The sequence below is a fragment of the Streptomyces sp. NPDC046805 genome, assembly GCF_040645355.1.
Lineage (GTDB): Bacteria > Actinomycetota > Actinomycetes > Streptomycetales > Streptomycetaceae > Streptomyces.
In genome coordinates, this window is record NZ_JBEYYC010000054.1 from 1 (window position 1) to 22,151 (window position 22,151).

At 69.5% G+C, this 22,151-nt stretch carries 26 protein-coding genes and 2 pseudogenes; 12 read left to right on the top strand and 16 right to left on the bottom strand.

Features of this window, described 5'->3' with window-relative positions:
• Positions 1-106, bottom strand: a 106-nt coding sequence (locus tag ABZ910_RS34565; protein WP_361373140.1) for an aldehyde dehydrogenase family protein, incomplete at its 3' end; no start/stop codon positions are given.
• Positions 107-351: 245 nt separating this feature from the next.
• On the opposite strand from ABZ910_RS34565, the gene ABZ910_RS34570 reads away from it, so the two are divergent.
• Positions 352-984, top strand: a complete 633-nt coding sequence (locus tag ABZ910_RS34570) for a TetR/AcrR family transcriptional regulator (RefSeq protein WP_361373092.1) — start codon at positions 352-354, stop codon at positions 982-984.
• Positions 985-1,189: 205 nt separating this feature from the next.
• Positions 1,190-1,381: pseudogene (locus tag ABZ910_RS34575) on the top strand (PrpF domain-containing protein); the annotation flags it as partial.
• Here the strand turns inward: ABZ910_RS34575 and ABZ910_RS34580 are convergent.
• Positions 1,333-1,524, bottom strand: coding sequence for a hypothetical protein (locus ABZ910_RS34580; RefSeq protein WP_361373142.1), 192 nt, complete (start codon positions 1,522-1,524; stop codon positions 1,333-1,335). The pseudogene ABZ910_RS34575 and the gene ABZ910_RS34580 sit on opposite strands and share 49 nt — an antisense overlap.
• 141 nt (positions 1,525-1,665) lie before the next feature.
• On the opposite strand from ABZ910_RS34580, the gene ABZ910_RS34585 reads away from it, so the two are divergent.
• The 7 genes from ABZ910_RS34585 to ABZ910_RS34615 all read left to right on the top strand — a co-directional run bounded on the left by ABZ910_RS34585 (position 1,666) and on the right by ABZ910_RS34615 (position 8,641).
• Positions 1,666-2,031, top strand: coding sequence for a PrpF domain-containing protein (locus ABZ910_RS34585; protein ID WP_361373094.1), 366 nt, complete (start codon positions 1,666-1,668; stop codon positions 2,029-2,031).
• Between the two features lie 174 nt (positions 2,032-2,205).
• A complete protein-coding gene (locus ABZ910_RS34590) occupies positions 2,206-3,363 on the top strand; it encodes a thiolase family protein (protein WP_361373096.1) in 1,158 nt (385 codons plus the stop codon).
• Between the two features lie 5 nt (positions 3,364-3,368).
• A complete protein-coding gene (locus ABZ910_RS34595; protein ID WP_361373098.1) occupies positions 3,369-3,785 on the top strand; it encodes an OB-fold domain-containing protein in 417 nt (138 codons plus the stop codon).
• On the top strand, positions 3,782-4,741 hold the full coding sequence (locus tag ABZ910_RS34600; RefSeq protein ID WP_361373100.1) for a CoA transferase: 960 nt from the start codon (positions 3,782-3,784) through the stop codon (positions 4,739-4,741). The genes ABZ910_RS34595 and ABZ910_RS34600 overlap by 4 nt, the downstream gene beginning before the upstream one ends.
• A 34-nt stretch (positions 4,742-4,775) precedes the next feature.
• Complete coding sequence (locus tag ABZ910_RS34605) at positions 4,776-5,504, top strand: enoyl-CoA hydratase/isomerase family protein (RefSeq protein WP_361373102.1); 729 nt, start codon at positions 4,776-4,778, stop codon at positions 5,502-5,504.
• Positions 5,501-6,772 carry a CoA transferase gene (locus tag ABZ910_RS34610; protein WP_361373104.1) on the top strand — a complete coding sequence of 424 codons (1,272 nt, stop codon included), beginning with the start codon at positions 5,501-5,503 and terminating at the stop codon, positions 6,770-6,772. The genes ABZ910_RS34605 and ABZ910_RS34610 overlap by 4 nt, the downstream gene beginning before the upstream one ends.
• 585 nt (positions 6,773-7,357) lie before the next feature.
• Positions 7,358-8,641: a hypothetical protein gene (locus ABZ910_RS34615; RefSeq protein WP_361373106.1), complete on the top strand. Its 1,284-nt coding sequence runs from the start codon at positions 7,358-7,360 to the stop codon at positions 8,639-8,641.
• Between the two features lie 360 nt (positions 8,642-9,001).
• Here the strand turns inward: ABZ910_RS34615 and ABZ910_RS34620 are convergent, their stop codons facing one another.
• A complete protein-coding gene (locus ABZ910_RS34620) occupies positions 9,002-9,562 on the bottom strand; it encodes a nucleoside-triphosphatase (RefSeq protein ID WP_361373108.1) in 561 nt (186 codons plus the stop codon).
• Positions 9,563-9,672: 110 nt separating this feature from the next.
• On the opposite strand from ABZ910_RS34620, the gene ABZ910_RS34625 reads away from it, so the two are divergent.
• Positions 9,673-10,125 (top strand): YbhB/YbcL family Raf kinase inhibitor-like protein, encoded by a 453-nt coding sequence (locus ABZ910_RS34625; RefSeq protein WP_361373110.1) that lies wholly within the window; start codon positions 9,673-9,675, stop codon positions 10,123-10,125.
• A 5-nt stretch (positions 10,126-10,130) separates the two neighbouring features.
• Here the strand turns inward: ABZ910_RS34625 and ABZ910_RS34630 are convergent, their stop codons facing one another.
• The 13 genes and pseudogenes from ABZ910_RS34630 to ABZ910_RS34690 form a co-directional block, all read right to left on the bottom strand.
• The gene (locus ABZ910_RS34630) at positions 10,131-10,775 is read right to left on the bottom strand and encodes a protein-L-isoaspartate(D-aspartate) O-methyltransferase (protein WP_361373112.1); all 645 of its coding nucleotides are present in this window, start codon (positions 10,773-10,775) and stop codon (positions 10,131-10,133) included.
• 85 nt (positions 10,776-10,860) lie between these two features.
• Positions 10,861-11,132, bottom strand: a pseudogene (locus tag ABZ910_RS34635) (hypothetical protein); the annotation flags it as partial.
• A 130-nt stretch (positions 11,133-11,262) separates the two neighbouring features.
• Positions 11,263-12,360 carry a hypothetical protein gene (locus tag ABZ910_RS34640; RefSeq protein WP_361373114.1) on the bottom strand — a complete coding sequence of 366 codons (1,098 nt, stop codon included), beginning with the start codon at positions 12,358-12,360 and terminating at the stop codon, positions 11,263-11,265.
• Entirely contained in the window at positions 12,357-12,518 is a 162-nt protein-coding gene (locus ABZ910_RS34645; RefSeq protein ID WP_361373116.1) for a hypothetical protein, read from the bottom strand. The genes ABZ910_RS34640 and ABZ910_RS34645 overlap by 4 nt, the downstream gene beginning before the upstream one ends.
• A 197-nt stretch (positions 12,519-12,715) precedes the next feature.
• Positions 12,716-13,750 (bottom strand): TIGR03571 family LLM class oxidoreductase, encoded by a 1,035-nt coding sequence (locus tag ABZ910_RS34650; RefSeq protein WP_361373118.1) that lies wholly within the window; start codon positions 13,748-13,750, stop codon positions 12,716-12,718.
• Between the two features lie 208 nt (positions 13,751-13,958).
• Positions 13,959-14,168 (bottom strand): hypothetical protein, encoded by a 210-nt coding sequence (locus tag ABZ910_RS34655; RefSeq protein ID WP_361373120.1) that lies wholly within the window; start codon positions 14,166-14,168, stop codon positions 13,959-13,961.
• A gap of 14 nt (positions 14,169-14,182) precedes the next feature.
• Positions 14,183-14,305, bottom strand: a complete 123-nt coding sequence (locus ABZ910_RS34660) for a hypothetical protein (protein ID WP_361373122.1) — start codon at positions 14,303-14,305, stop codon at positions 14,183-14,185.
• The gene (locus tag ABZ910_RS34665) at positions 14,305-14,724 is read right to left on the bottom strand and encodes a heme-binding protein (RefSeq protein WP_361373124.1); all 420 of its coding nucleotides are present in this window, start codon (positions 14,722-14,724) and stop codon (positions 14,305-14,307) included. The genes ABZ910_RS34660 and ABZ910_RS34665 overlap by 1 nt, the downstream gene beginning before the upstream one ends.
• A gap of 49 nt (positions 14,725-14,773) precedes the next feature.
• Entirely contained in the window at positions 14,774-15,967 is a 1,194-nt protein-coding gene (locus ABZ910_RS34670; protein WP_361373126.1) for an MFS transporter, read from the bottom strand.
• 542 nt (positions 15,968-16,509) lie between these two features.
• Entirely contained in the window at positions 16,510-16,977 is a 468-nt protein-coding gene (locus ABZ910_RS34675) for a MarR family transcriptional regulator (protein ID WP_361373128.1), read from the bottom strand.
• A 132-nt stretch (positions 16,978-17,109) separates the two neighbouring features.
• Complete coding sequence (locus ABZ910_RS34680; protein WP_361373130.1) at positions 17,110-18,114, bottom strand: DMT family transporter; 1,005 nt, start codon at positions 18,112-18,114, stop codon at positions 17,110-17,112.
• A gap of 218 nt (positions 18,115-18,332) precedes the next feature.
• The gene (locus ABZ910_RS34685) at positions 18,333-19,445 is read right to left on the bottom strand and encodes an NADH:flavin oxidoreductase/NADH oxidase (protein ID WP_361373132.1); all 1,113 of its coding nucleotides are present in this window, start codon (positions 19,443-19,445) and stop codon (positions 18,333-18,335) included.
• A 235-nt stretch (positions 19,446-19,680) separates the two neighbouring features.
• On the bottom strand, positions 19,681-20,007 hold the full coding sequence (locus ABZ910_RS34690; protein WP_361373134.1) for a putative quinol monooxygenase: 327 nt from the start codon (positions 20,005-20,007) through the stop codon (positions 19,681-19,683).
• Between the two features lie 512 nt (positions 20,008-20,519).
• Between ABZ910_RS34690 and ABZ910_RS34695 the strand changes: the two genes are divergently transcribed.
• Complete coding sequence (locus ABZ910_RS34695; RefSeq protein WP_361373136.1) at positions 20,520-21,530, top strand: aldo/keto reductase; 1,011 nt, start codon at positions 20,520-20,522, stop codon at positions 21,528-21,530.
• A 297-nt stretch (positions 21,531-21,827) separates the two neighbouring features.
• Positions 21,828-22,151 (top strand): IS110 family transposase (locus ABZ910_RS34700; protein ID WP_361373138.1); only part of this gene is annotated, 324 nt, incomplete at its 3' end.

The window sequence follows — 22,151 nt, forward strand, 5'->3', positions numbered from 1 at the left end:
CGTACGGCGAGTCGTTGGCGATCGCGACCGCCTCCTCCAGCGAGTCGTAGCCGATCACCGCCATGACCGGTCCGAAGATCTCCTCCCGGGCGATGTCACCTGCCACGTCTACGTCCGCCCGGGATGGGCCGGGAAACTCCCCCCGGTCACCGACGAGGAGGCCGACACGCTGGAGGTGACGTCGGCAGAGCCCACCGAGTGCAGCCGGCTCGCCTTCGAGATAGAGATCACGGAGGGGCTGGACGGCATGACGGTCGACGTGCCCGGTACGCAAAAATAGCCGGGCCGAGCCGGAAATCGGGCGCCTACCAGGCACCCCGCCGGCTCATCCGTTGTCGGAGAGGGAAGACGATGCCGAGGAAGTACGTCCGCAAGCTGCCGCCGAGCGATGCTCCACAGCGCATCCTGTCCGCCGCCGCGGAAGAGATGGCCGCCAAGGGGTTCGCCGCAGTGCGCATCGACGAGATCGCCCGCAAGGCGGACTGCAACAAGCAGCTCATCTACTACTACTTCGGCAACAAGGAGGGCCTGCGCAACGCCGTGCTGAGCCGCATGGTCGACGAGGCCGCGCCGATCTGGCAGGACGTCGCGAAGGCGGACCCGCCCGAGGCACTCCACCGGATCTTCCATCCGGCGGCTTCCACGATCGACTGGTCCCGCCTGCTTGCCTGGGAGGGCGTCGAGTACGGCGACCCGGGGACCGAATCCGACCTTGTGCTGGAGGAACGCCGGTCGCAGGCCTACCAGGTCCAGGTGGACATGGTGCGCCGCGCTCAGGAGGCCGGGCAGATCCCGGCGGAGCTGGATCCCGCGATGCTCAGCGTCATGGTGACCCTGCTCGCGATGAGCAGAAGCCTCGTGCCGCACATCATCAAGCTGACCACCGGCCTCGACGCCGGCTCCCCGGAGTACGCGGAGCGCCTGTGGGACTTCACCAACGAGCTCTTCACCGTGCTGGCAGCACAGCAGAACGGCCTCACATGACTGACCCACCCACGAGCGACACCGGGGAACTGGTCGGCGACCAGCTCGCGGTCCCCGCCGTCTGGTAGCGGGCGGCGCCAGCAACGCGCTGTTCGTGCGGAGCGAGGCGCTGCCCACCGCAGGACCCCGAGGAACTGCCGATTGGCTGTGAGCGGCCTACGGCACACCGGACGTCCGGCAGATCGACGGCCTGGGCGGCGGTGACATGGTGCGCAGCAAGTTCGCCGTCGTGGGGCCGTCCGATCGCGACGGCGCCGACGTCGACCACACCTTCGTTTAGCCCGGTGTCGCGGAGCGCCTGATCGACTGGTCGCTGCTGTGCGGCAACATCTCCTCCGCCATCGGCCCCTACGCCGTCGACGAGGGGCTCGTGCCCGTCACCGGCTCCGAGACGGTCGTACGGATCTGCAACACCGACACCGGCAAGGTCATCCACGCGACCGTCTCCGTCGCCGACGTGTCGATCCCGATCGCGTTCGTGTCGGCCGCCTGGCTCGGGGCGACCGGCGCCGAGAGCCATCGCGAGCTGCTGGTCGGCACCGACCTGAGGGAACGCGCCGGGGGCGCCGGGGCGGTCCGGCGTGCCGTCGCCGTGCACCTCGGCTGGGTCAGCGACGTGTCACGGGCCGACATCGAGACCCGCATCCGGCCGGCTGTCGCGCCGGTGGGGCCGCCGAGGGAATGGGGGGACCTGGCGGGCAGGACCTGGCGGGCGGGACCGTCTCGGGCGCCGGGCGCGACGTACACGTCCGCGCCGTGTCCACCATCGACGTGCACAAGGCGTTCATGGGCACCGGATCGGTGTGGGCGGGCGTCTCGGCGCGGCTGAAGCGCATCGTCGTCCATGCCGTCACCCGGGCGAGGGCACACGAGAGCGGTGAGTGCCGCCTGGCCCATCCCAGTGGGGTCACGTGGGTCCACACCGACCTCGAACAGTCCGAGGGGGAGCCCGTGGTCACGCGCGCTTCCTTCCAGCGCACCGCGCGGCGGATGCTCGAGGGCCCGGTGCTCGAACCCACGGCGCGCCTTCCCTGGGGGAAGGGCTGAGGGGCGCCCCCTCCCAATCGTTTGACCTGCAAGAACTCCTCTCCGCATTTATTCAATCAAACGCATGGTTGACACTTTGGAAGTCGCGGGAATAACCTCGCCTCACCCTCTGAAGCCCCGCCGCAGCCGTCGTCGCGACGGCTGCGGCGGGGGTACATTCACGGAAGGCACCTCATGGGACAGACCAAAGCCGCCGTCATCGGCGTCGGCACCACCGACTTCTCGGCGATCTACCGCCAGAAGGACCCTTTCCGCACCGAATACGCCCTCGGCCTCGAAGCCCTCGACCTGGCTGTCGCCGACGCGGGCATCTCGAAGGACGACATCGACGGCGTTCTCCTCAGCCGCATCGACGGCTACGAGATGTTCTGCTCGATGGCCGGACTGCGCTACCCCAAGGTGGTCAACACCTACGAGGGCGCCGGCCGCATGGCGGGTGTCGTGATCCAGCACGCCGTGGCCCTCATCGAGGCCGGTCTGGCCACCACCATCGCCTGCGTCTACGGCAACAACGGCCGCTCGGCCGGCGCCACCTACGGCGGCGACGGCGGAGGCGGCGCCTACAACGCCCGCCTCAACGACGCGAAGTTCGACATGGCCTACGGCATGACCTCGCCCGGCGCCTACGTGTCGATGATGTACCGCCGCTACGCGCACGACTACAACGTGCCCGACGGCGCCCTCGCGCCCATCGCGCTGAGCAACCGGGCCAACGCGCAGAAGAACCCGATCGCGGTCATGAAGGCCGACCTGACCGAGGAGGACTACCTGTCCTCGCGGTTCATCGCCGAGCCGCTGCGCCTCTACGACTACTGCATGATCAACGACGGCGGCGTCGCGATCATCGTCACCTCGGCCGAGCGTGCCCGGGACACCAAGCAGCCCGTGGTGAAGATCGTCGCCACCGAGGGCGTGGGTGACCTGACGAACTACTACACGAAGGAGGACAACTTCCGTGCCTCCTCCGAGGAGGTCGCTGCCCGCCTGCGCGCCAGTTCCGGCGTAGGCCCCGACGACGTCGACTGCGTGCAGATCTACGACAACTTCACCCCGATCGTCCTCTTCTCGCTCGAACACTTCGGCTTCGCGCCGCAGGGCGAGGGCTGGCAGTTCATCCAGAAGGGCCGTATCGCACTCGACGGCGAGCTGCCGATCAACACCAGCGGCGGCCACACCAGCGAGGGCTACATGCAGGGCTGGGGCCTTCAGGTCGAGGCCGTACGGCAGCTGCGCGGCGAGTGCGGGGAGCGGCAGGTCGCGAACGCCCGAACCTCCCAGTACATCTGCGTGTCCCCCATCGTCACCTCCCACATCTTCCAGCGAGAGGACTGATCACCATGAAGTCTGAGCGCACCGTTCCGACCGTCACCCCCACCCTTGCGCCGCACTTCGAGGCCGCGCGCGAGGGCAAGCTGGCGATCCAGACCTGCACCTCGTGCGGCGGGCACTGGTTCCCGCCGATGTCGAACTGCCCCACCTGCCTGAAGACGGACACCGTCACCTGGGTGGAGACCTCCGGCGAGGCGACGCTGTGGTCCTGGGTCGTCATGCACCAGCCGTACTTCAAGGCGTTCAAGGACGAGACCCCCTACCCCGTCGCCTTCGTGAAGCTGAAGGAGGGCCCGATCCTCATCAGCGCGATCGACGGCGTCGAGGCCTCGGAGTACACCTTTGACATGCCGCTGACCGTCGGCTTCGAGCCGATGGGCGCCGACGACCTGCCGATGCCGGTGTTCCGGCCCGCCGCCGCATGACCGGCGTCGCCCCGCTGACGGGGATCCGCGTGGTCGAGCTCTCGGACGACGTGGGACTCGCCTTCTGCGGCAAGTACCTCGCCGCTCTGGGGGCCGAGGTGACGGTGGCCGCGCCACGCTCCTTCGGGGGCGCACTGCGCGACTACCTCGATCACGGCAAGCACACGGCGGCCGCCGACACGGCCGCCGTCGAGGAAGCCGACGTCGTCCTGCTGGGACGGGCGTCGGCCCCCGGCCCTCGCCCGGCACGTCAGATCCGGGTCCTCTCCAGCGACCTGGGCGAGAACGGCCCGCGCAGCGACTGGCAGGGCACCGAGCTCACCCTCCAGGCCGCAGGCGGACTGCTGGCCGTGGTGGGGGAGAACGACCGCGAGCCCCTGCAACTCGGCGGCCACCAGGTCGCGTACTCGTTGGGCACCCTTGCCTTCACCGGCGTGATGACCGCCCTGGCAGAGCGCGACCGGTCCGGGGAGGGCCAGGACGTCACCCTCTCGGGGCTGGAGACGGTCGCCTACCTGGAGTGGAAGGGCCGCGTCTATCAGCAGGCCGGAAGCCCGCTGAGCCGCGGAGACCGTTCCGGCCCGATCGTCCTGCGGTGCGCCGACGGGCACTTCGGGTTCTACTACCGGGCCCAGGACTGGCCGCACATCCTGGAGGTCTTCCCGGACGAACGGCTGCGCGCCCCGGAGTTCGCGACCCACCCCGACCGGATCGCCCATGGCGTCCTCTTCAAGGAGGCGCTCGAATCGGTCGTCGGTTCCCTGACGAAGGACGAGCTGTACGCCCGCCTCCAGTCCGTCGGCGTGCCGGCCGGACCCGTCTGCACGCCCCAGGACCTGATCACGTCCCCGCAGTATCAGGCCCGCGGCCTCATGGTCGAAGGACCGGGCGGACAGGGCGTCATGCCCGCCGTCGCGGTCGAGTTCAACGGCCGCCGGCCGCAGCCCGCGGCATAACCCCCAATTGAAGTCCCGCACGGAAGGAACCATCATGTCGAACTCCGAACTGCTCCTCGTGGACCGCGAGAAGGAGTACGCGGTCATCACGATCAACCGGCCCGAGAAGCGCAACGCGGTCAGCCGCCCGCTCCAGCTCCGGCTCCGGGAGATCCTCGACGAACTGCGCGAGGAAGACGTCCGTGTGATCGTCCTCACCGGCGCGGGCGACGTCAGCTTCTGCGCCGGCGTGGACCTGAAGGACGACAGCCCCGAGATCCGCACCACCGCGCTGGAGCCGAACCCCTGGCTGGCCACTCAGCGCCGTATCGCCGAGCACCCGGCCATCTTCATCTCGGCGGTCAACGGCTACGCCCTGGGCGGCGGCCTGACCCTGGTGAACAACGCCGAGCTGGCTATCGCCTCCGAGACCGCCACCTTCGGCGCCCCGGAGATCACCTTCGGCGTCTACGCCGCGCTGGCCGGCCCCAGCAGCATCCGCCGCGTCCTGCCCAAGCACGCCGCCGATCTGGTCCTCACCGGCCGCCGTATCGACGCCGAGACCGCGCTGCGCTGGGGCATGGTCAACGAGGTGGTCGCCCCCGAGGAGCTGCTGCCGCGCGCCGAGGAACTGGCCGCGCGCATCTCGTCCTTCGACCGTACGGTCCTCGACGTCGCCAAGAACGCCCTGCGCGCCGAGCACCTCATGGACTGGGACGCCGCCCTCGATCACGGCAGCCGGACCGCGGCCTTCACCGAGGCTTTGAGGAAGGCGAACTCGTGACGGCCGCCACGGGGCCCCTTTCCCATCTCAGGGTCCTGGATCTGGGCATCATCACCGCCGGGGCCGCCTCCTCCCAGGTCTTCGCCGACTTCGGCGCGGACGTCATCAAGGTGGAGTCGACGACCTACACCGACCCGTTCCGCAACTGGACCCAGATCGCCGCGGGCCCGACCGACGGCACCCAGCCCCTCCAGAGCCCGCCCTTCGCGAGCGTCAACCGCAACAAGCGCGGAATCGCCATCGACCTCAAGACCGAGGCCGGCCGGAAGGTGTTCCTGGACCTGGTGGCCCAGTCCGACCTGGTCGTCGAGAACTTCCGGCGCGGGGTGCTCGACCGGCTCGGCATCGGCTTCGACGCCCTGAAGCAGGCCAACCCGCGGATCGTGCTGCTCTCCCTGAGCAGCCAGGGCCTGGACGGGCCGGAGAAGGGTTACGTCTCCTTCGGCTCGACCCTGGACGGGCTCGGCGGTGTGATGGCGCTGACCGGGTACGACGAGCAGAACCCGCTGTGGAGCGGGAGCAACGTCAACTACCCCGACCAGCTCGTCTCCTTCCTCGCACCCGGCCTCGCCCTGGCCGGGCTACGCCTCAGGGACACCACCGGTGAGGCCGTCCACGTCGACGCCGCCCAGCGGGAGGCCGTGACCAGCGGGGTGGGCGAGACGGTGCTGGAATACTCGCGCACCGGAACCGTCACAGGGCCGCTCGGCAACCGGCACCCCGAGTTCGCGCCCCAGGGCGTCTATCCGAGCCTCGGCAAGGACGAATGGGTGGCCGTCTCGGTGACCGACGACGCCCAGTGGCGGGCGCTCTGCGACGTGCTGGACCTGCCCGAGGCACAGGCCGATCCGCGCTTCACGACCGCCTCGGGCCGCCAGACCCACCACGACGAGCTGGACCAGCTCATCGGCGAACGCACCAGGGCACACGACAAGGAGGCCCTCGCCGCCGACCTCCAGCGGTGCGGCGTCCCGGCCTCGGCCGTGCTCGTCGCCCACGAGGTGCTTGTCGACGACCAGCTCAAGGCGCTCGCCTTCCACCAGTCCGTGCCGGGCGACCCGATCGTGCAGCGCGGCATGGCCTTCCGGCTCGACCGGACGCCGGGCACCATCCGCAAGCCGGCCCCCCGGCTGGGGGAGGACACGCGCGAGGTTCTCACGCAGATCCTCGGGCTGACCGAGGACCGGATCACCGCGCTGGTCCGTGAGGGAGCGGTCTTCGTCGGTGAGGAACAGAGCACGGCCGCGGCTGTCCCCACGACGGCCTGACCTCCTCTCCTCCTGGTCCCGGGTTCCCTTCCGTCACCCGCACCCCGAGCGCGAGCAGGCCGGCGAGCGGGGTGCGTTGTGAAGTTGCAGGTCGAGGGTCTGGTGTGGGCGGGGTCCGGTTGGGGTCGGTGCGAGCCTTGCCGAGGACGCGCCAGTTCTTGAGGTGAGCGAAACCGTGCTCGACCGGGGCCCGGACGGCCGTCAATGCCTTGTTGGACAGCTTCTGACTTCGCGTCAGGGGCCGGTTCCGGGCGGTCTTGTAGCCGGTGATCACCGCCGGTCGACGGAAGTGCCGTCGTCGAGGCCGACGAATCCCAGGTCGGCGACGGCTCCGAGCCCGACCGCCCGCAACTTCTGCGTGAGCTTGTCGTGACGGCAGGCGGTGATCTCTTTGAGGCTGGTCGGTCACGACCGCGTCATGTGATGGCTGCCGGTCAGGGGTGCTGCGACGCACGCGTTTCGCGGGCGGGCCTGCGTAATCGGCAGTGGAATACGTGAAGTGCATCACTGAGAGATTGCATTAAATAGTACATTCTGTCCCGTATGGATCATTTCCCCCCTGGCTGGCGGCGTGGATGCGCAGCAGTGACGCCACGAGCCTGGACGGCGGTACTGCGACGGATCGGTGCGATCCGCGCGAGCAGCGGTGAGCACATCCTGCGTCATGTCGTGAAAAGCCTGGTCGCGGTGGTGCTCACGTGGCAACTCATCGCCTTGTGGCTGCCAGGGCAGCAACAGTTCCTGGGTGTGGCTGTCGCGTTGGCCATGGTCAATGAGTCCACGGTGTACAGCTCGGTGGTCAATGCTGTGCGCCGGGTGGTGATCCAGGTATCGGGAGTGTTCCTGGCCGTCGCCGCGGCCTGGATGCTGGGGGCCACCGCGGGAGCCGTCGTGGCCGTCCTGGCGGTGGTGCTGCTCACCGCCACTCTCCCCTGTAGTACCGGCGGGCGCCGCAACGGTGAGGATCGGCTTCAAATCGCATCGACTGCGCTGATCACCCTGACGGCTGCCGCGGCGACTCCGGTCGGACATGTGGTGGCTCCGGCGGTCGTCACCCTGACAGGCGCTGTGGTGGGAGTCGCGGCAAATGCCTTGATCCTTCCACCGACGTACCTCAGTCGATCCGACGCCGCTGTGCGCGGTCTGGCCCGCTGCATGGGCACGCTGCTGCAAGACATGGGTCGTGGTTTGAGGGAAGGACGGTCTCAAAGTCACGCGCACATCTGGCTGGAGAGGGGACGAGACCTGGAGCAGCAAGTCGCGGAAGCTCGCGACGAGGTACAGAAGGCAGCTGAGAGTCTGCGCTGGAACGCGCGGGCAGCCGCACGAGGGCAGCAGGTGTTCCCGGCCTACGAGTACGGCTTGGGAGTTCTCCACACGGCGTCGTTCGAAGTGCGGGGTATCGCCAGGACTCTGGCAGACACCGTCGGTCGAGACGCGGATGACCCTCTGAAGCAAGGCTTCGCTCTCCGTTACGGAGAGGTGCTCGACCTGGCCGGGCAGGTATTCATCACGTATGTCGCTGTCGGTACGGCGACCGACTCGGCTCATGCCGATGCCCAGAGGCAGTTGCGCACAGTGATCGATCGCATGCTCGCCTGGCATACAAGTGTGACCGATCTGATGGAACGGGGAACACAGGGCAAGCTGGACGCGTGGCATGTCTATGGTTCGCTCATTGCCGATATCGAGCGTCTCCTCGCTGACTTGGGGGCATCAACCGACTCTGCTGCGCGATTCGGCTCAGTCGAAGGCGGAGTGCATCCAGAAGTACGGGCCGATGCGGTTCGAGGAGTAGGCCGAGGAGAGGAAGGCCGGGAAACGATGCCTCGCTGTCGCGTCGGTGCGACACCGCGAGTCGCTCCTTGAAGGCCATCCCTACCTGGCGTTCGCCAGCCCCGGAAAAGATCGTCGGACGCGAGTGCACGAGTAGGCCATCGCGGGAGGCTTCTCCACACCGGCGTGCTGTACGGCATTGGCGACGATGAACCGCCTAGCGCTTCTACGAGCAATGGAGCCGGCCGTGTTCGAGAGGCCTCCGGGGGTGTCGGGGGGCACAGTAGGGCGGCCGGGGAGGGGCGGGCGACGAAGCGGGTGGTGAAGGCGATTCCGACCGCGTACTCGGTGGGCAGGCGCTGACACTTGGTACTGGCGCCGCCGGTCGCACCGACCGGGCGACTTCACATTCTGTCGCGCCCACCTGCTTTCAGCAGGTCGGAAGGCGGTCTCTCATCCGTGAGACGGAGGCTCTCCGTGCGTCGGGGGCTGCTGTAGCCGGGCCGCGAGCTTCCCCGGCAGGACGTCCCGGTTTGCCGGAGTGAGCTGGACGACCTCGATGTCGGCGCGCCGCTTGAGGGCATCGGTGAACGGATCGCGGTGCGTGTGGACCGTGGCGACGACATCGACATCGGCGACGAACAGCGCGTCGACCGCGTGCCGGAACGCCGTGCACGCCAGTTCCATCCGCCCCAGCTCGTCGATGAGCACCAGCCGCCCTGTTGCCTCCTCGGTTGCCGCCGACCGAAGCGACGGCAGCGCCAGTCGTTCCATGACGCCCGGATCGACGCCGTATTTCCCTACCCGTGGCGGACCGGGCAGGTCGACATGGGCGAGCACTTCCCGTCGGCCTGCCAGGGTCTCCAGGGCGAAACCGACGCGGGCGCCGGACTGCCGGATCTCCTCCGTGGTGAAGCCGGTGGCAGCGCGGGTGCGTAGCAGCGCGGCCAGCCGACGCAGGGCGGTCGTCTTGCCCACGCCAGGGCGGCCCTCGAGCAGGATCCTTGTGGGCACACTGCCATCTTCACCCCCGCTTCCGGAGGCGGCCCGGGTGGACTCGGCCGAGCGGGGGGTTTGGGGTGCGGACCGGTGCCGGTGCCGCCGTTGCGGGTATGGCGGCGCGCATGAGCGGAATTGAACTCAGCAGCACCGCGTTCGACGACAAAACGGTGATCCCTCGTCGGTACAGCGGGGAGGGTGAGAACATCTCACCGCCCCTGACCTGGTCGGGGGTGCCCCACGAGGCCACGGAGCTGGTGCTCCTGTGCGAGGACCCGGACGCGCCGGGGACGACCTTCCTGCACTGGCTGGTGACCGGCATCGATCCGGGGACCACCGGGGCGGCGGAGGGCCAGAAGCCCCAGGGGGGCCTGCCGTGGCCCAACGGCTTCGGTCGCGTGGGCTGGGGAGGGCCGATGCCTCCACCGGGGCACGGGCCGCACCGCTACTTCTTCCGCCTGTACGCCCTGTCCGAGCCGCTGCCGCTGCACGACCACCCTGGCGTCGAGGACGTGCACCGTGCCCTGAAGGGCAGGGAGCTGGCCTCCGGCACCCTGGTCGGGACCTATCAGCGCTGAGCGCGTCACCGCTGGTCGTAGCCATGGACGCCGTACAGCCGGACGAACCGGGCCGCGGTGACCGTCCTGCGGTGCACCAGGTTGTGGCCCCGCCGCTCGTACAGCTCGACGCGCTCCTGCCCGCCCTGCCCGATCGGCTGGACGAGCCGGCCACCGGCGCGGAGCTGATCCACGAGCGGCTCAGGCACTCGCGGGAAGGCCGCGCAGACGATGACGGCGTCGTACGGGGCACGGTTCGGCATGCCGAGGGTCCCGTCGCCAAGTACGACCTCGGCATTGCCGACGCCCTGCCCGGCCAGGCGCAGGCGGGCCTCGTCGACCAGGTCGGGCCAGCGCTCGACGCTGACGACGTACGCGGCCAAGCGGGCCAGCAGCGCGGTCTGCCAGCCGTATCCGGTCCCGACCTCCAGGACCTGTTCGTCTCCGGTGAGGCCGAGAGCGGAGACCATCATGGCGATCAGCGAGGGCTGGGTGGTCACCTGCCCGTGGGGGAGCGGAACCGGCGTGTCCCGGTACGCGGATGCCACCTCGTCCGCGGGGACGAATCCCGTCCGGGGGACGCTCCGTACGGCCTCCAGGAGACGGGCGTCGGTCACGCCCACGGCGCGGGCCGCGCGGACCAGGTCCTCGGGGGTCCCTTCATGGGCCATTGGACCGCGGCGCCGTGGCGGTGGCGCCGGTGGCCCCGCTCGTGGTGCGCTCCAGAAGCCGCGCGGCGTGATCGTGCTCGCCGCCCGACGTCGCCTCGTTGCTCACGTGCTTGGTGCCTTCTCGCAGTCCTCGTTGCGGTGCCGGTGAGCGGGGTTCGCTACCGGCCAGGCGCAGCCCGGGCAGTCGAAGCCCTGGGTCTGGTCGAGGTTGAGCAGTGTCAGCGCCGTACGGCGGAGCGTCGTCTGCTCCAGGGAGTACCGCGGCGGGTTGGCTACCGCCGGCACGCCTGCCGCCCAGGCCTTGGGTGGGGTGATCGAAACGTCCGTCTCCTCCGCGCCGCTCCTGCTCCTGTCCATGTGCCCCATCCGCCGCTCATACGCCGCGCTGCCGCTCCAGCCCAGTGTCGGCATGTTCCGCGCGCGGCGCGATCCGGGATGGTCGGTCGCAAGGGGCGACCCGTGATCCGGGAGGCGCGGCGCGTCGGTGTCAGGACGGGGTCCCCGGGTCGGCGTACCGCAGCAGGGCGCCCACGCCCTCGTGCAGCCTCAGCTCGCTCTCCGGCACGACGACCAGTTCGGCACCGATGCCGACGAGGGCCCGGACGAGGGCCTCGTCGGCGCGTTCCTCGCGCGGGGCCCGCACGCCGAAGGACATCAGCTCCGCCTCGGTCAGAGCGAGCTGAGTGGGCTGGGAGCCCGCCCAGAGCCGCAGCGAAGAACCTGGCGGTCGGTTCAGCAGCAGTGCCGCGACCTGGGCACGCTGGAGGGCGGCGACGGTGGCGGCCAGCCCGTCCGTCATGGGTCCGTCCAGAGCACGCCGGCAGATGAAGGTGTCCACGAGTTCCCGGTCGTGCGCGGCCATGCGACCGCGGAAGACGCCGTCGAGCTGCGGCTCCAACAGAGCGCGTCCGGTGTCGGTGGGGGTCCGGCCGCCCACGCGTACGACCTTGTCCCGCAGGGTGTGCGGCAGACGGCGGATCAGTACGTTGCACGCCCACTCGTCTCCGCCCACCACGACGGCGTCGGCATGGGCGCGGCGCGCCCGTTCGTCCAGCCGGTGACCGAGCCGGAGGGATGCGCGGTGCCAGGTCGCCACCGCGACCCTGCGGTGCAGCCGCTCACCCGGGGTGACGGTGGACGCGGGCCAAGTGCCGGTCTCCGCCTCCAGAGTTACCCAGCCGTGGGTCTCGGCGGTCGGAAGGCCGCCGTAGTGGACGACCACGGCCATGTAGGGGATCTCCGGAAGGTGCTGGGTGACCAGGGGCATCGCGTCCGGCAGGGTGCTGTAGCGCGCGGAGTCGTGCTCGGGCGGCCTGGGCAGCTCCCCGTCCAGGACGAGCGTGCCGTGGGCGGCGAAGATGGCCTGACCGTGCACCCCTGGCACCGCTGTGTCGGCGCCGACCACCTCCTCCAGTACGTTCAGCAGCGCCCGCTCCGAGCCCTGACGGGACAGACTCTCGCGCAGCCGCATCCAGCGCAGCGCGATCGCCCGCTCGGGATGCTCGACGTTTCGGGAGGTGTCCAGGTACACGGAGGCGAACGGGCCCGGCTCCGCGTAGAGGGGTTCAAGGAACGACAACCTCATCGCCACTCCTCGTCGACGGTCTCCCCTCCTTTGATGATGCGCGCCCCGGGGGCGATGGAGCTCGACGAGCGCGAAGCGGTGCGGAATGCGGGGCGGTCAGGCGCCGGCAGCAGCCGGCCCATCGTGAGCATGGTGGTGGCGACCAGGCCGTCCAGCACCGCCGAGCCGCGGGCCGGGACGGCAGGCCGCTGAACAGCCGGGCTGCGTAGCCGGATGAAGGAGCAGTCTGCGCGGGAGCACCAGATCGTGGCGGGGGCCGCCTTGCCACGTGAATACCGGTTTCTGGGCCGTATTCGACAGACCGAGTGGCGCGCTCGTTAGCAGTAGTTGCTTGAGCACGGTGATGAAAGGGGTTCTACGAGAGATGAGCGGCCGGTCGTCCGCCTCCTGTGGCCGGCGTGGCCGACGGTGTGGGGAAGTGGGGCAGGACGTCCTCGGCGAGCTCGTGCAGCACCTCGTCGACGGGCCGGTCGTTGGGACGCAGGTTGAAGGAGACATGGGCGACGCCGAGGGAGGCCATCGTCTCCAGGTGGTCGACCAAGGCCTTACGGCCGGTGCTGAGGCCCAGCCGGATGGGGTGGGTCGGGGCCTCGGCGTCGTCCTGGAGGGCAAGCACCATGGGGGTGAGGTACGGCTTGCCGCCGTCCCCGGTGCGCTGCTGCCACTCACGGGTCTTCAGACGCAGCGCGCCCAGGTCACGCGGGTAGTTGAGGGAGGCGTCGGCGTGTTCGGCGATCCACTCCGGGGTCTGCTGCGCGCCGCCGGCAACGGCGATCGGGATCCCCGTCGAATGCACCGGCTTGGGCAGGACCTCCAGCTGCCGGTCCGCGCCGAGGCCGGCCCTGGGCAGTTCCAACGGGCCGCCGCGCCAGGCGGCGCGCAGGATCTCGACGGCTTCGCTGAATGCTGTGCCGCGGGTGTGGAAGTCGCGGTTGAACAGCGGGTATTCCACGGGGCGGTCACCGCTGGCCAGGCCGAGCAGCATGCGGCCGCCTGACAGGGCGTCGACGGTGGCTGCCGCCTTGGCGACCAGCAGGGGTTCGCGCAGGGGCAGGACAATGGCGCCGGTGCCGAGAACGACGTTGTCGGTGACGGCGGCGAGGTGGCCGAGGTGGGTGAAGGTCTCGAAGACCGTTCCTGCGTCGCCGAACTGGACGGGGTCGTACAGCGGGACGTCGCGCAGCCACAGGGCGGCGAAGCCGAGGCGGTCGGCGAGTTGGGCGAGCCGGGTGTGCTCGGTCAGGTCGGGGACGCCGAAGGGGCGGCCGGCCTCGCGGTCGGTGTGCCGGCGTGCCTGGGCCCAGTCGTTGTCGAGGGGCAGTTCCAGGCCGAGGGTGAGCCGCCCGCCGGCGGGGGCCAGCTTGGCGAGTGCGGGGTGGGGGGATGCCATGGCGTGTCCTTCCGGGGGGCGGATAGGGGCCCCGTTCCGGGCGGCCTGCCCGGAACGGAGCGGTAGGGGCGCTGCGGGCTCAGTCGAGCTCGTCGGGGTGGGGTCCGGTGCGCAGGCCACGGTCGAGCGCGGCCAGCTGGGGGATCTCGACGCCGTCGTTGAGCGTGACGGTGGGGACGGGAGAGGGTGCCATGGTGAGGGTGCTCCTTCAGGCGGTGCTCGGGGAGAGGGTGTAGCGGACGGTCTGGGCGCTGATGAGGTCGTCGCGGAAGACGAAGGTGTCGGTGCCGTCGGTGACGTGGTGGGTGGTGCTGGCGGCGGTCCACTGCAGGAACAGGACGTTCCCGGCGAACTGCGGGGTCAGCTGCCAGTCGGCGTCGGGGAGGTCCGCCAGCAGGCGGCCGATGCCCTCCTTCACGCCCTCACGTCCCCTCAGGACGCCTTCGGGGTGATGAAGACGGCGTCCTCCGTGTAGTTCTGGCTGATCAGGGCGAGGTCGCCGGTGCCGAGGCGGTTGCCGTGGTCGGCGAAGGCCTCCTGCGGAGTGCGGGTCATCAGGAGAGGTCCTTGAGTGCCGTGGTGGCGAAGGAGTGGTCCTGCTCGGGGGCACCGCCGCCGACGCCGATCGCGCCGATCAGGTGGCCGTCGCGGTGGACGGGGATGCCGCCGGCGATGAACAGCAGCGGCCGGTCGAGCGCGGTGGGCAGGGAGTGGAAGGGCCCGTCGGGCCTGACGAGGTCGACCAGGTCGGCGGTCGGGGCGTTCAACTGCAAGGCGGTGTAGGCCTTGCGGGTGCTGGTCTCGCCGGAGATCAGTACCGCCTTCTCGTCGCGGCGGAAGGCGAGCAGATGGCCGCCGGCGTCGAGGACGGTGATGCTGACCGGGACCCCGGTCGCCTGGGCGGCGCGGCGGGCGGCCGCGATCAGGATCTCGGCGTCCGCGGTGGTGAGCGGGGTGACAGCGGTGGTGCTCAATGGAGCTTCTCCTGGGCGGAAGTGAAGGGGAAGGGAGGCTGAAGGGAGGTCAGTGGTGGACTGGGGTGCGGGCGGCAGCGCCGACCGGCTCGAGCGTGTGATCGCGACGCTCCAGGGCGGCGGACCAGAAGGCCAGGACGAGAGCGGCGGCGGCGAGGACGGCGCCGACCCAGTTCGGCGAGGTGTAGCCGAGGCCGGCGGCGATGACGATGCCACCGAGCCAGGCGGAGAGCGCGTTGCCGAGGTTGAACGCGCCGATGTTGACGGCCGAGGCCAGGGTCGGCGCGCCGTGGGCCTGGTCCAGGACGCGCTTCTGCAGTGGCGGCACGGTGGCGAAGCCGAGCGCCCCGACGAGGAGGATGGTGATCGCGGCGAGGATCTTGTTGTGCGCGGTCAGGGTGAACAGCGCCAGCACGACGGCGAGTCCGCCGAGGGTGGCGTACAGCATGGGCATCAGCGCGCGGTCGGCAAAGCGGCCGCCGAGCAGGTTGCCGAGGAACATGCCGACGCCGAACAGCACCAGCAGCCAGGTGACCGCGCCGTCGGAGTAGCCGGCGACGTGGGTCATCATCGGTGCGATGTAGGTGATCGCGGCGAAGACACCGCCGAAGCCGAGCACCGTCATCGCCATCGCGAGCAGCACCTGCGGGTTACGGAACGCGGTCAGCTCCTGGCGCAGGTGGGCGCCCTCGGGCCGGGGCGTGGCGGGGACGAGCTTGGCGACGCCGAGTAGCCCGACCACGCCGAGCGCGGCGACGATGACGAAGGTGGTGCGCCAGCCCGTGGCCTGTCCGATGAAGGTGCCCAGGGGGACGCCGACGATGTTGGCGATGGTCAGTCCGGTGAACATGGTGGCGATGGCGCCGGCCTTCTTCTCCGGGGCGACCAGATCGGCGGCCACGACGGAGCCGATGCCGAAGAACGAGCCGTGCGCGAGCGAGGCGACCACGCGGCCGGTCAGCATCAGCCCGAAGTTCGGGGCGACGGCGGAGAGCACGTTGCCGAGCACGAACAGGCCCATCAGCACCATGAGCATCCGCTTGCGGCTGACCTTGGTGCCGAGCGCCGTCAGCAGCGGTGCGCCGACGACGACACCGAGGGCGTAGCCGGTGACCAGTAGTCCCGCGGTGGGGATGGAGACGCCGTAGTCGGCGGCGATCTCGGGCAGCAGCCCCATGATCACGAATTCGGTGGTGCCGATACCGAAGGCCCCTACCGCCAGGGCGAGGAGTGCGAGAGGCATGGGCTCAGACCCCCTGTGTTTGCTTGAACGAGCTCCTTGCATGCCTCGACAATAGTTGCACGCACGCTATAAATGCAAGCGCGGGCAATGTGTGGGTGCAGGGGTGACGAGGAGGGGCGGGGGTGCCCTCGGTCGGCTCTGGAGGTGGATCGAGGGGGCTTACCTGCCTGCGACGGATGTGGCCGCCCCCGGTGCGATGCTGCCCCGCATGTATCGGCCCCTGCGGCGATCGCGTGCGTGTACGGCACGACGACAGGCCCCTCGTCGTGCGTGTACGGCACGAAGGGGCCTGTCGTGCCGGTCCGGCGCCTGGCGGCGGAGGTTCAGTGGCGCGGCCGGGCCGACGGCCGGAACCTGTTCGCCGCCGCATCGCTCAAGGGCGTGCCGGGACCGAACTGGCGGGCGCCCTCTCCGCCCGGTAGAGGCACCGGTGCGAGTCGCGCGACATGATCAGTGCCTGATCGGTGACTATGTGGCCCCAGCCCCAGTCCCGGCGCGCTACTGGGGCCGGTCCCGCGGGAAGGTGATCGGGTCGCTCGGATCTACCGGCGTCGCGACGGGGCGTCCACCGCTTCCACTGCCTCGACCAAAGAGGACAGTTCGGGGTTCTTGGCGGCTTCGTCGAGCGCTTCCCGAAGGGCGGTGTCGTTGGTCGGCCTGGCTTCTTCCAGGAGTTTCAGGCCGGCTTCGGTGACGTTGGTGTAGATGCCGCGGCGGTCCGTCGGGCACAGGTACCGGGAGAGCAGGTTGCGGTCTTCCAGGCGCGTCACCAGGCGGGTTGTGGCGCTCTGGCTGAGAATGACCGCGTCGGCGACCTGCTTCATCTGCAGATGCCCGCCTTCGCCGTCGTGCTGGCGGCTGAGTACGTCGAGCAGCGAGTACTCCCGGACGCTCAAGTCGTGCTTGGACTGCAGTGCACGCTCGATGTGCGCCTCGATCTTCCCGTGCAGGAGGGAGAGGGCACCCCATCCGCTGGCGAGGGCGGTGAGTGCGGGGTCTGTGGCAGTCATGGGGTCCAGGTCTCCTTCCGGGTACGGCTGAATACAGGATAAGCCATCGAGTGAAATATTAGCTAGAGCCAATATAGAGCTAGTGCAAGCATCTCGGCCGGTGTCGTGCCGACCCGATGCGATCGTGCAGGTTCACAAAGGCCCGGAGGGGCTGTCGAACGGCGACTGGGCCGTGGTCGGGAGTTTTCGGGTAGCTCCCACTTCCAGCTCGGCGCCGCCGACGCGCGAGTGTGCGGGTGTGGCGTGCTGAGCCTCTTGCTGTGCGACATCCTGCTCGTCCGGGTAGACGCACTTTGCGTGACACCGAGTGCGGGACAGGGCGAAAACGCCGTAGGAGAAGAGCGCGACACCGAGGAGTGCGGGAGCCACCCACAGCCCAAGGCGTGGCGATTCCCCATAGAGCGCCACACCGAGGCAGAAGCTGACCAGGGCATCACCGAGCGTGAGGGCCGGCTGAGAAGCGATCAGCGGGCCCGCCTGCATGGCGTACCCCAGCAGGAAGATGGAGAGCGAACCGGCGAGCGCGAAGCCGTAGGTCTGCCAGGCGAGGAAGAACCCGGCGGCCCCCTGCTCGGAAAGGACGGCCATGGCGGACTTGGCCAGCGCCGCTGTGAGTGCGTTGCCGATCGCGGCAGCAGCGGCCAGACGCGCCCCTCGGGCCAGGCCATGAGGACGACGTAGACCAGACAGTACGAGCGCGACACCGGCCCCGCACAGGATCGCGAGCGTCGGCGCCCACCAGACTTCGGGCACTTGGTCCCGCCCGCCGGACGGGGCAGTCGAGAAGAGGCTGGTTGCCAGGCCCGCGAAAATGAGAGCCACGCACAGCCACGCCTTCCGCGACACCCGGACCCGGAAGACAGCGCTGCCGATCACGAGGGCAAGCGGGAGCTCGAGGATGAAGATCGGCTGGACGGCGGCCAGAGATCCCGTCGTCAGCGCCAGGGCCTGGAACAGCGCCGCGAAGACCACGCCGAGGATCCCCCCGAACCAGGCTGGATTGCGCAGCAGGCTCCGAACGAGGCCGAGTCGCGACGACTGGGACTCGGGCACATTCAATACCGCACGCCGCTGCAGCACCGTACCCAGGGCATTGCTGCCTGCAGCCAGGAGGGCAAAGATGACCGCCAGAACCATCGCAATCGCACCACTTCGTTCTCTGTGCCGCCGCTGAAAAGGCAACGCCCCGTTCGCGTCGTCAGTGACGGGAGGCCGGGGCGTTGTACGAGTGCAGATGAAGACTTTGTCTTCATCTGTCTTCAAGAGTCTGTCCGGGAGCCACCAACGGTGCGCCGCCGATTCCGCGTGCAGGCCGTCGAAGCGACCGAGCACGCGCCTCGTGCCATCCCGCTTGCTCAGCCCTTTGCTTGTGCGCGGTGGTACTGGACGGGGGAGGGGACCTCACCGTTGAGCTCCGCGGCGGCGTGGCGAGCCCAGTACGGGTTGCGCAGGAGCTCACGTCCGAGGAGGACGGCGTCCGCCTGGCCGGAGGCGATGACGTCCTGGGCCTGGGCGGGGTCGGTGATCATACCGACGGCCGCCACGGGCATGCCGGTCTCGTTACGGACCCGCTCGGCGAAGGGCACCTGGTAGTGGGGGCCGGTCTCGATCTTCGCGTCGGGGGCGTTGCCGCCGGTGGAGACGTCCATGAGGTCGACGCCCCGTGCCTGGAGTTCCTTGGCGAGACGGGCGGTGTCGTCGGCGGTCCAGCCGGTGCGGTTGTCTTCGGGGTTCTCGGTGAGCCAGTCGGTGGCGGAGATGCGGAAGAAGACCGGCAGGTTCTCGGGCCACACGGCGCGGACCGCCTCGACGACCTCGAGGGCGAACCGGGTACGGCCTTCGAAGGAGCCGCCGTATTCGTCGGTGCGGTGGTTGCTGTGGGGGGAGAGGAACTGGTGGACCAGGTAGCCGTGGGCGCCGTGGATCTCGACGACCTCGAATCCGGCGGCCAGGGCGCGTTCGGCGGCGTCGGCGAACTGCTGGACGATCTCTCGGATGCCGGAGGTGGTCAGTTCCGTGGGGACGGTCGAAGACTCGCCGAAGGCGATCGCGCTGGGGCCGGCCGGCGTCCAGCCGTAGGGTTCGGCGGGCGTGATCTGGCGGCCGCGGTCGACCCAGGTGCGCTCGGTGGAGGCCTTGCGTCCGGAGTGGGAGAGCTGGATGCCGGGGACCGTGCCCTGGGACTTGAGGAATGCGGTGATCCGCTGGAAGGCCGTGACCTGCGTGTCGTTCCAGATACCGAGGTCGTAGGGACTGATCCGCCCCTCGGGGCTGACGGCCGTGGCCTCGGTGATGATCAGACCGGTACCGCCGGCGGCTCGGGCGGCCAGGTGTGTGAAGTGCCAGTCCGTCGGGGCGCCGACCGCGTCACCCTCCGGTGCCGCGCTGTACTGGCACATCGCTGCCATCCAGATGCGGTTGGGGATCGTCAGCGACCTGAGAGCGTAGGGAGTGAAGAGAGAGGTCAACGTAGAACTCCTTGTACGTGGCCGGGGACGGGCCTGCGGAGGGGCTGCGATCAACCCACGTCGATTGCTGAGGTGTCGGGCGAGCTCGGGGTCAGGCTGGCGACTCCGGGGGTGCATCGTCGTACGGCAGTGCCGTGCGCCCGTCGGCATGGACGAGCGCACGGTGTGGGTGTGGGTGTCTCTGGTGATCGGGCTCTTGGGCCAGTCGATCTCTCGGGTCAGTCGATCTCTCGGGTCAGTCGATCGTGGTGACGACCACTTGGCGGTCCTCCAGCAGCGGGACAATCCGCTCCAGCGCTACGCGCTGGAAGTGTTCGCTGTTGCGATGGGCCTCCAGAGCATCGCGATCGGCGTACCGCTCGATCAGGACGATCTCGCCTCCCTCGGCGGGGTATGCCTGGTACCCCAGGCATCCTGCTTCGGCTCGAGAAGCGGTGATGAGTTCGTCGATCGTGGCGATGATCGCATCGTGATTGCCGGCGGCCGGCCGCCAGCGGGCGATCACCACGATCTGGCCCGACCGGGTGTCCGCCAGAGGCCAGCTGCCGTTGATGTTCTGCATCGTTTTCTCCCTGCTGTGAGTCGGGCCCACGATGATGCATGCTCCCGCCCGAGGGCCGAGGTCGGGCGGGCCGCGGGGGTGTGACGAGGCTTCGCCCCAGCCTGCGGTCGAGGCGGGGTTCGGGCGAGCAGCGAGGCGCCGTCGGCGACCATGCGCGCCTCGAAGTCGGCCGCGCCGGTGTGCTGTGTGTCGCGCTCCCCCCGGACGCGAATGCGTGGGCCGATATAGCGCGCTTGCATTTAACTAGCGTCTGCAAGTATTGTGTGCGTACGCAAGGCCGACGTGCCCGTGGCTGCTCGTCAGTGCGGGACTCGCACGCCTCTCATGTGCGGGGACTCTGCGGGAGAGCGTCGTCCACCGTGTCCGGTCGTGCCCGCAGAGCCTGAACGGCCAAGCGGGGCGGCGGCTCCTCAGCCGCCGGCTCCGGCGGGTGGCCAAGGCCGAGCGACCGGTTCCATCACAAACCCCCAGGGCCGTTCGGCCTCTGGTTACTCATCTGAAAGGGCATCAGCATGCCGCTCAAGGACATCATCCCGGGCCGGATCGGCTACGGCGCCGCTCCTCTTGGCAACATGTTCCGGGCCGTCCCCGACGACCAGGCACAGGCCACCCTCCAGGCGGCCTGGGACCAGGGCATCCGTTACTACGACACCGCGCCGTTCTACGGCGCCGGCCTCTCCGAGCTGCGCCTCGGCGAGTTCCTGGCGGACAAGCCCCGTGACTCCTACGTGCTGTCCACCAAGGTCGGCCGCGTCATCCTCGACGAGATGGAGGAAGGCGCCCGCGACCTCGGCGAGAAGGGCGGAGTCTTCGAGAACGGTCTGAGGAACAAGATCGTTCACGAGTGGACCGCCGAGGCCACCGAGCGTTCCATCGAGGACTCCCTCAAGCGCCTGCGCACCGACCGCCTCGACATCGTGTGGGTGCACGACATCGCTCAGGACTTCCACGGTGACCTGTGGCTCCAGAAGTTCGAGGAGGCCCGCACCGGAGCCTTCCGTGTCCTCGGCCGCCTGCGTGACGAGGGCGTCATCAAGGCCTGGGGCCTCGGCGTCAACAAGACCGAGCCGATCGAGCTGACGCTCGCACTGGACGAGCCCCGCCCGGACGGCTTCCTCCTCGCCGGCCGCTACACCCTGCTCGACCATGAGCACGCCCTCGAGCGTGTCCTGCCCATGGCCCAGGAGGCGGGCGCCGGCATGGTCGTGGGCGGCCCCTACAGCTCGGGCGTCCTTGCGGGCGGCACGCACTTCGAGTACCAGCCCGCCTCGAAGGAGATCCTGGCCAAGGTCGACACGGTGAAGGCGCTGGCCGCCAAGCACGGCGTCAGCATCAAGGCCGTGGCTCTGCAGTTCTCCCTGGCGCACCCGGTGACCACTGCCGTCGTCCCGGGGGCGACGAAGCCGAGCCGTATCGCTGAGGACCTCGCGGCCCTCAACGAGGCCATCCCGGCGGCGTTCTGGGCCGAGCTGCGCGCATCGGGGCTCGTCTCCGACAAGGCCCCGCTGCCCCACGGCGCCTGAGTACCGGTCGGCGCCCTACCCGACAACCCACCCCCGTTATCTTCTTCGGGGTCCTGCAAGAGGGCCGCTGGCCTCCGGGCCCGGCATGACTGTTCCCCCCTGTCGAACGGATGACCTGGGGGGTGGTGTCACCGGGCCCGAGAGGCGTCGTTGGAGACGCTGATCAGAGGTCCGACTACCGCCTGGCCTGGCGCAATGCCTGGCCGCTTGGGGGCGGCAGGTCTGCATAACGTGGATGCGCGCATACGACGCCAACGCCCTGGCCAGCACCGCACGAACCCCGCTTGGGAGGATGGGTTGGACAACATCGACGACGTGGGCGTCTTCCTCGGCCTGGACGTCGGCAAGAGCGCCCATCACGGGCACGGACTCACCCCGGCCGGCAAGAAGGTCTTCGACAAGCAACTGCCCAACAGCGAACCGAAGCTGCGGGCCGTCTTCGACAAGCTGGCCGCGAAGTTCGGCACCGTGCTGGTCATCGTGGACCAGCCCGCCTCGATCGGAGCCCTGCCCCTGACCGTCGCCGGGGACGCCGGCTGCAAGATCGCCTACCTGCCCGGCTTGTCCATGCGGCGGATCGCCGATCTCTACCCGGGCGAGGCAAAGACCGACGCGAAGGAC

Bases quoted from the DNA above. Each gene is read 5' to 3' on its own strand.
- ABZ910_RS34570 (WP_361373092.1), top strand. From the start codon at position 352: ATGCCGAGGAAGTACGTCCGCAAGCTGCCGCCGAGCGATGCTCCACAG.
- ABZ910_RS34585 (WP_361373094.1), top strand. From the start codon at position 1,666: ATGGGGGGACCTGGCGGGCAGGACCTGGCGGGCGGGACCGTCTCGGGC.
- ABZ910_RS34590 (WP_361373096.1), top strand. From the start codon at position 2,206: ATGGGACAGACCAAAGCCGCCGTCATCGGCGTCGGCACCACCGACTTC.
- ABZ910_RS34595 (WP_361373098.1), top strand. From the start codon at position 3,369: ATGAAGTCTGAGCGCACCGTTCCGACCGTCACCCCCACCCTTGCGCCG.
- ABZ910_RS34600 (WP_361373100.1), top strand. From the start codon at position 3,782: ATGACCGGCGTCGCCCCGCTGACGGGGATCCGCGTGGTCGAGCTCTCG.
- ABZ910_RS34605 (WP_361373102.1), top strand. From the start codon at position 4,776: ATGTCGAACTCCGAACTGCTCCTCGTGGACCGCGAGAAGGAGTACGCG.
- ABZ910_RS34625 (WP_361373110.1), top strand. From the start codon at position 9,673: ATGAGCGGAATTGAACTCAGCAGCACCGCGTTCGACGACAAAACGGTG.
- ABZ910_RS34630 (WP_361373112.1), bottom strand. From the start codon at position 10,775: ATGGCCCATGAAGGGACCCCCGAGGACCTGGTCCGCGCGGCCCGCGCC.
- ABZ910_RS34640 (WP_361373114.1), bottom strand. From the start codon at position 12,360: ATGAGGTTGTCGTTCCTTGAACCCCTCTACGCGGAGCCGGGCCCGTTC.
- ABZ910_RS34650 (WP_361373118.1), bottom strand. From the start codon at position 13,750: ATGGCATCCCCCCACCCCGCACTCGCCAAGCTGGCCCCCGCCGGCGGG.
- ABZ910_RS34660 (WP_361373122.1), bottom strand. From the start codon at position 14,305: ATGACCCGCACTCCGCAGGAGGCCTTCGCCGACCACGGCAACCGCCTC.
- ABZ910_RS34670 (WP_361373126.1), bottom strand. From the start codon at position 15,967: ATGCCTCTCGCACTCCTCGCCCTGGCGGTAGGGGCCTTCGGTATCGGC.
- ABZ910_RS34675 (WP_361373128.1), bottom strand. From the start codon at position 16,977: ATGACTGCCACAGACCCCGCACTCACCGCCCTCGCCAGCGGATGGGGT.
- ABZ910_RS34680 (WP_361373130.1), bottom strand. From the start codon at position 18,114: ATGGTTCTGGCGGTCATCTTTGCCCTCCTGGCTGCAGGCAGCAATGCC.
- ABZ910_RS34690 (WP_361373134.1), bottom strand. From the start codon at position 20,007: ATGCAGAACATCAACGGCAGCTGGCCTCTGGCGGACACCCGGTCGGGC.
- ABZ910_RS34695 (WP_361373136.1), top strand. From the start codon at position 20,520: ATGCCGCTCAAGGACATCATCCCGGGCCGGATCGGCTACGGCGCCGCT.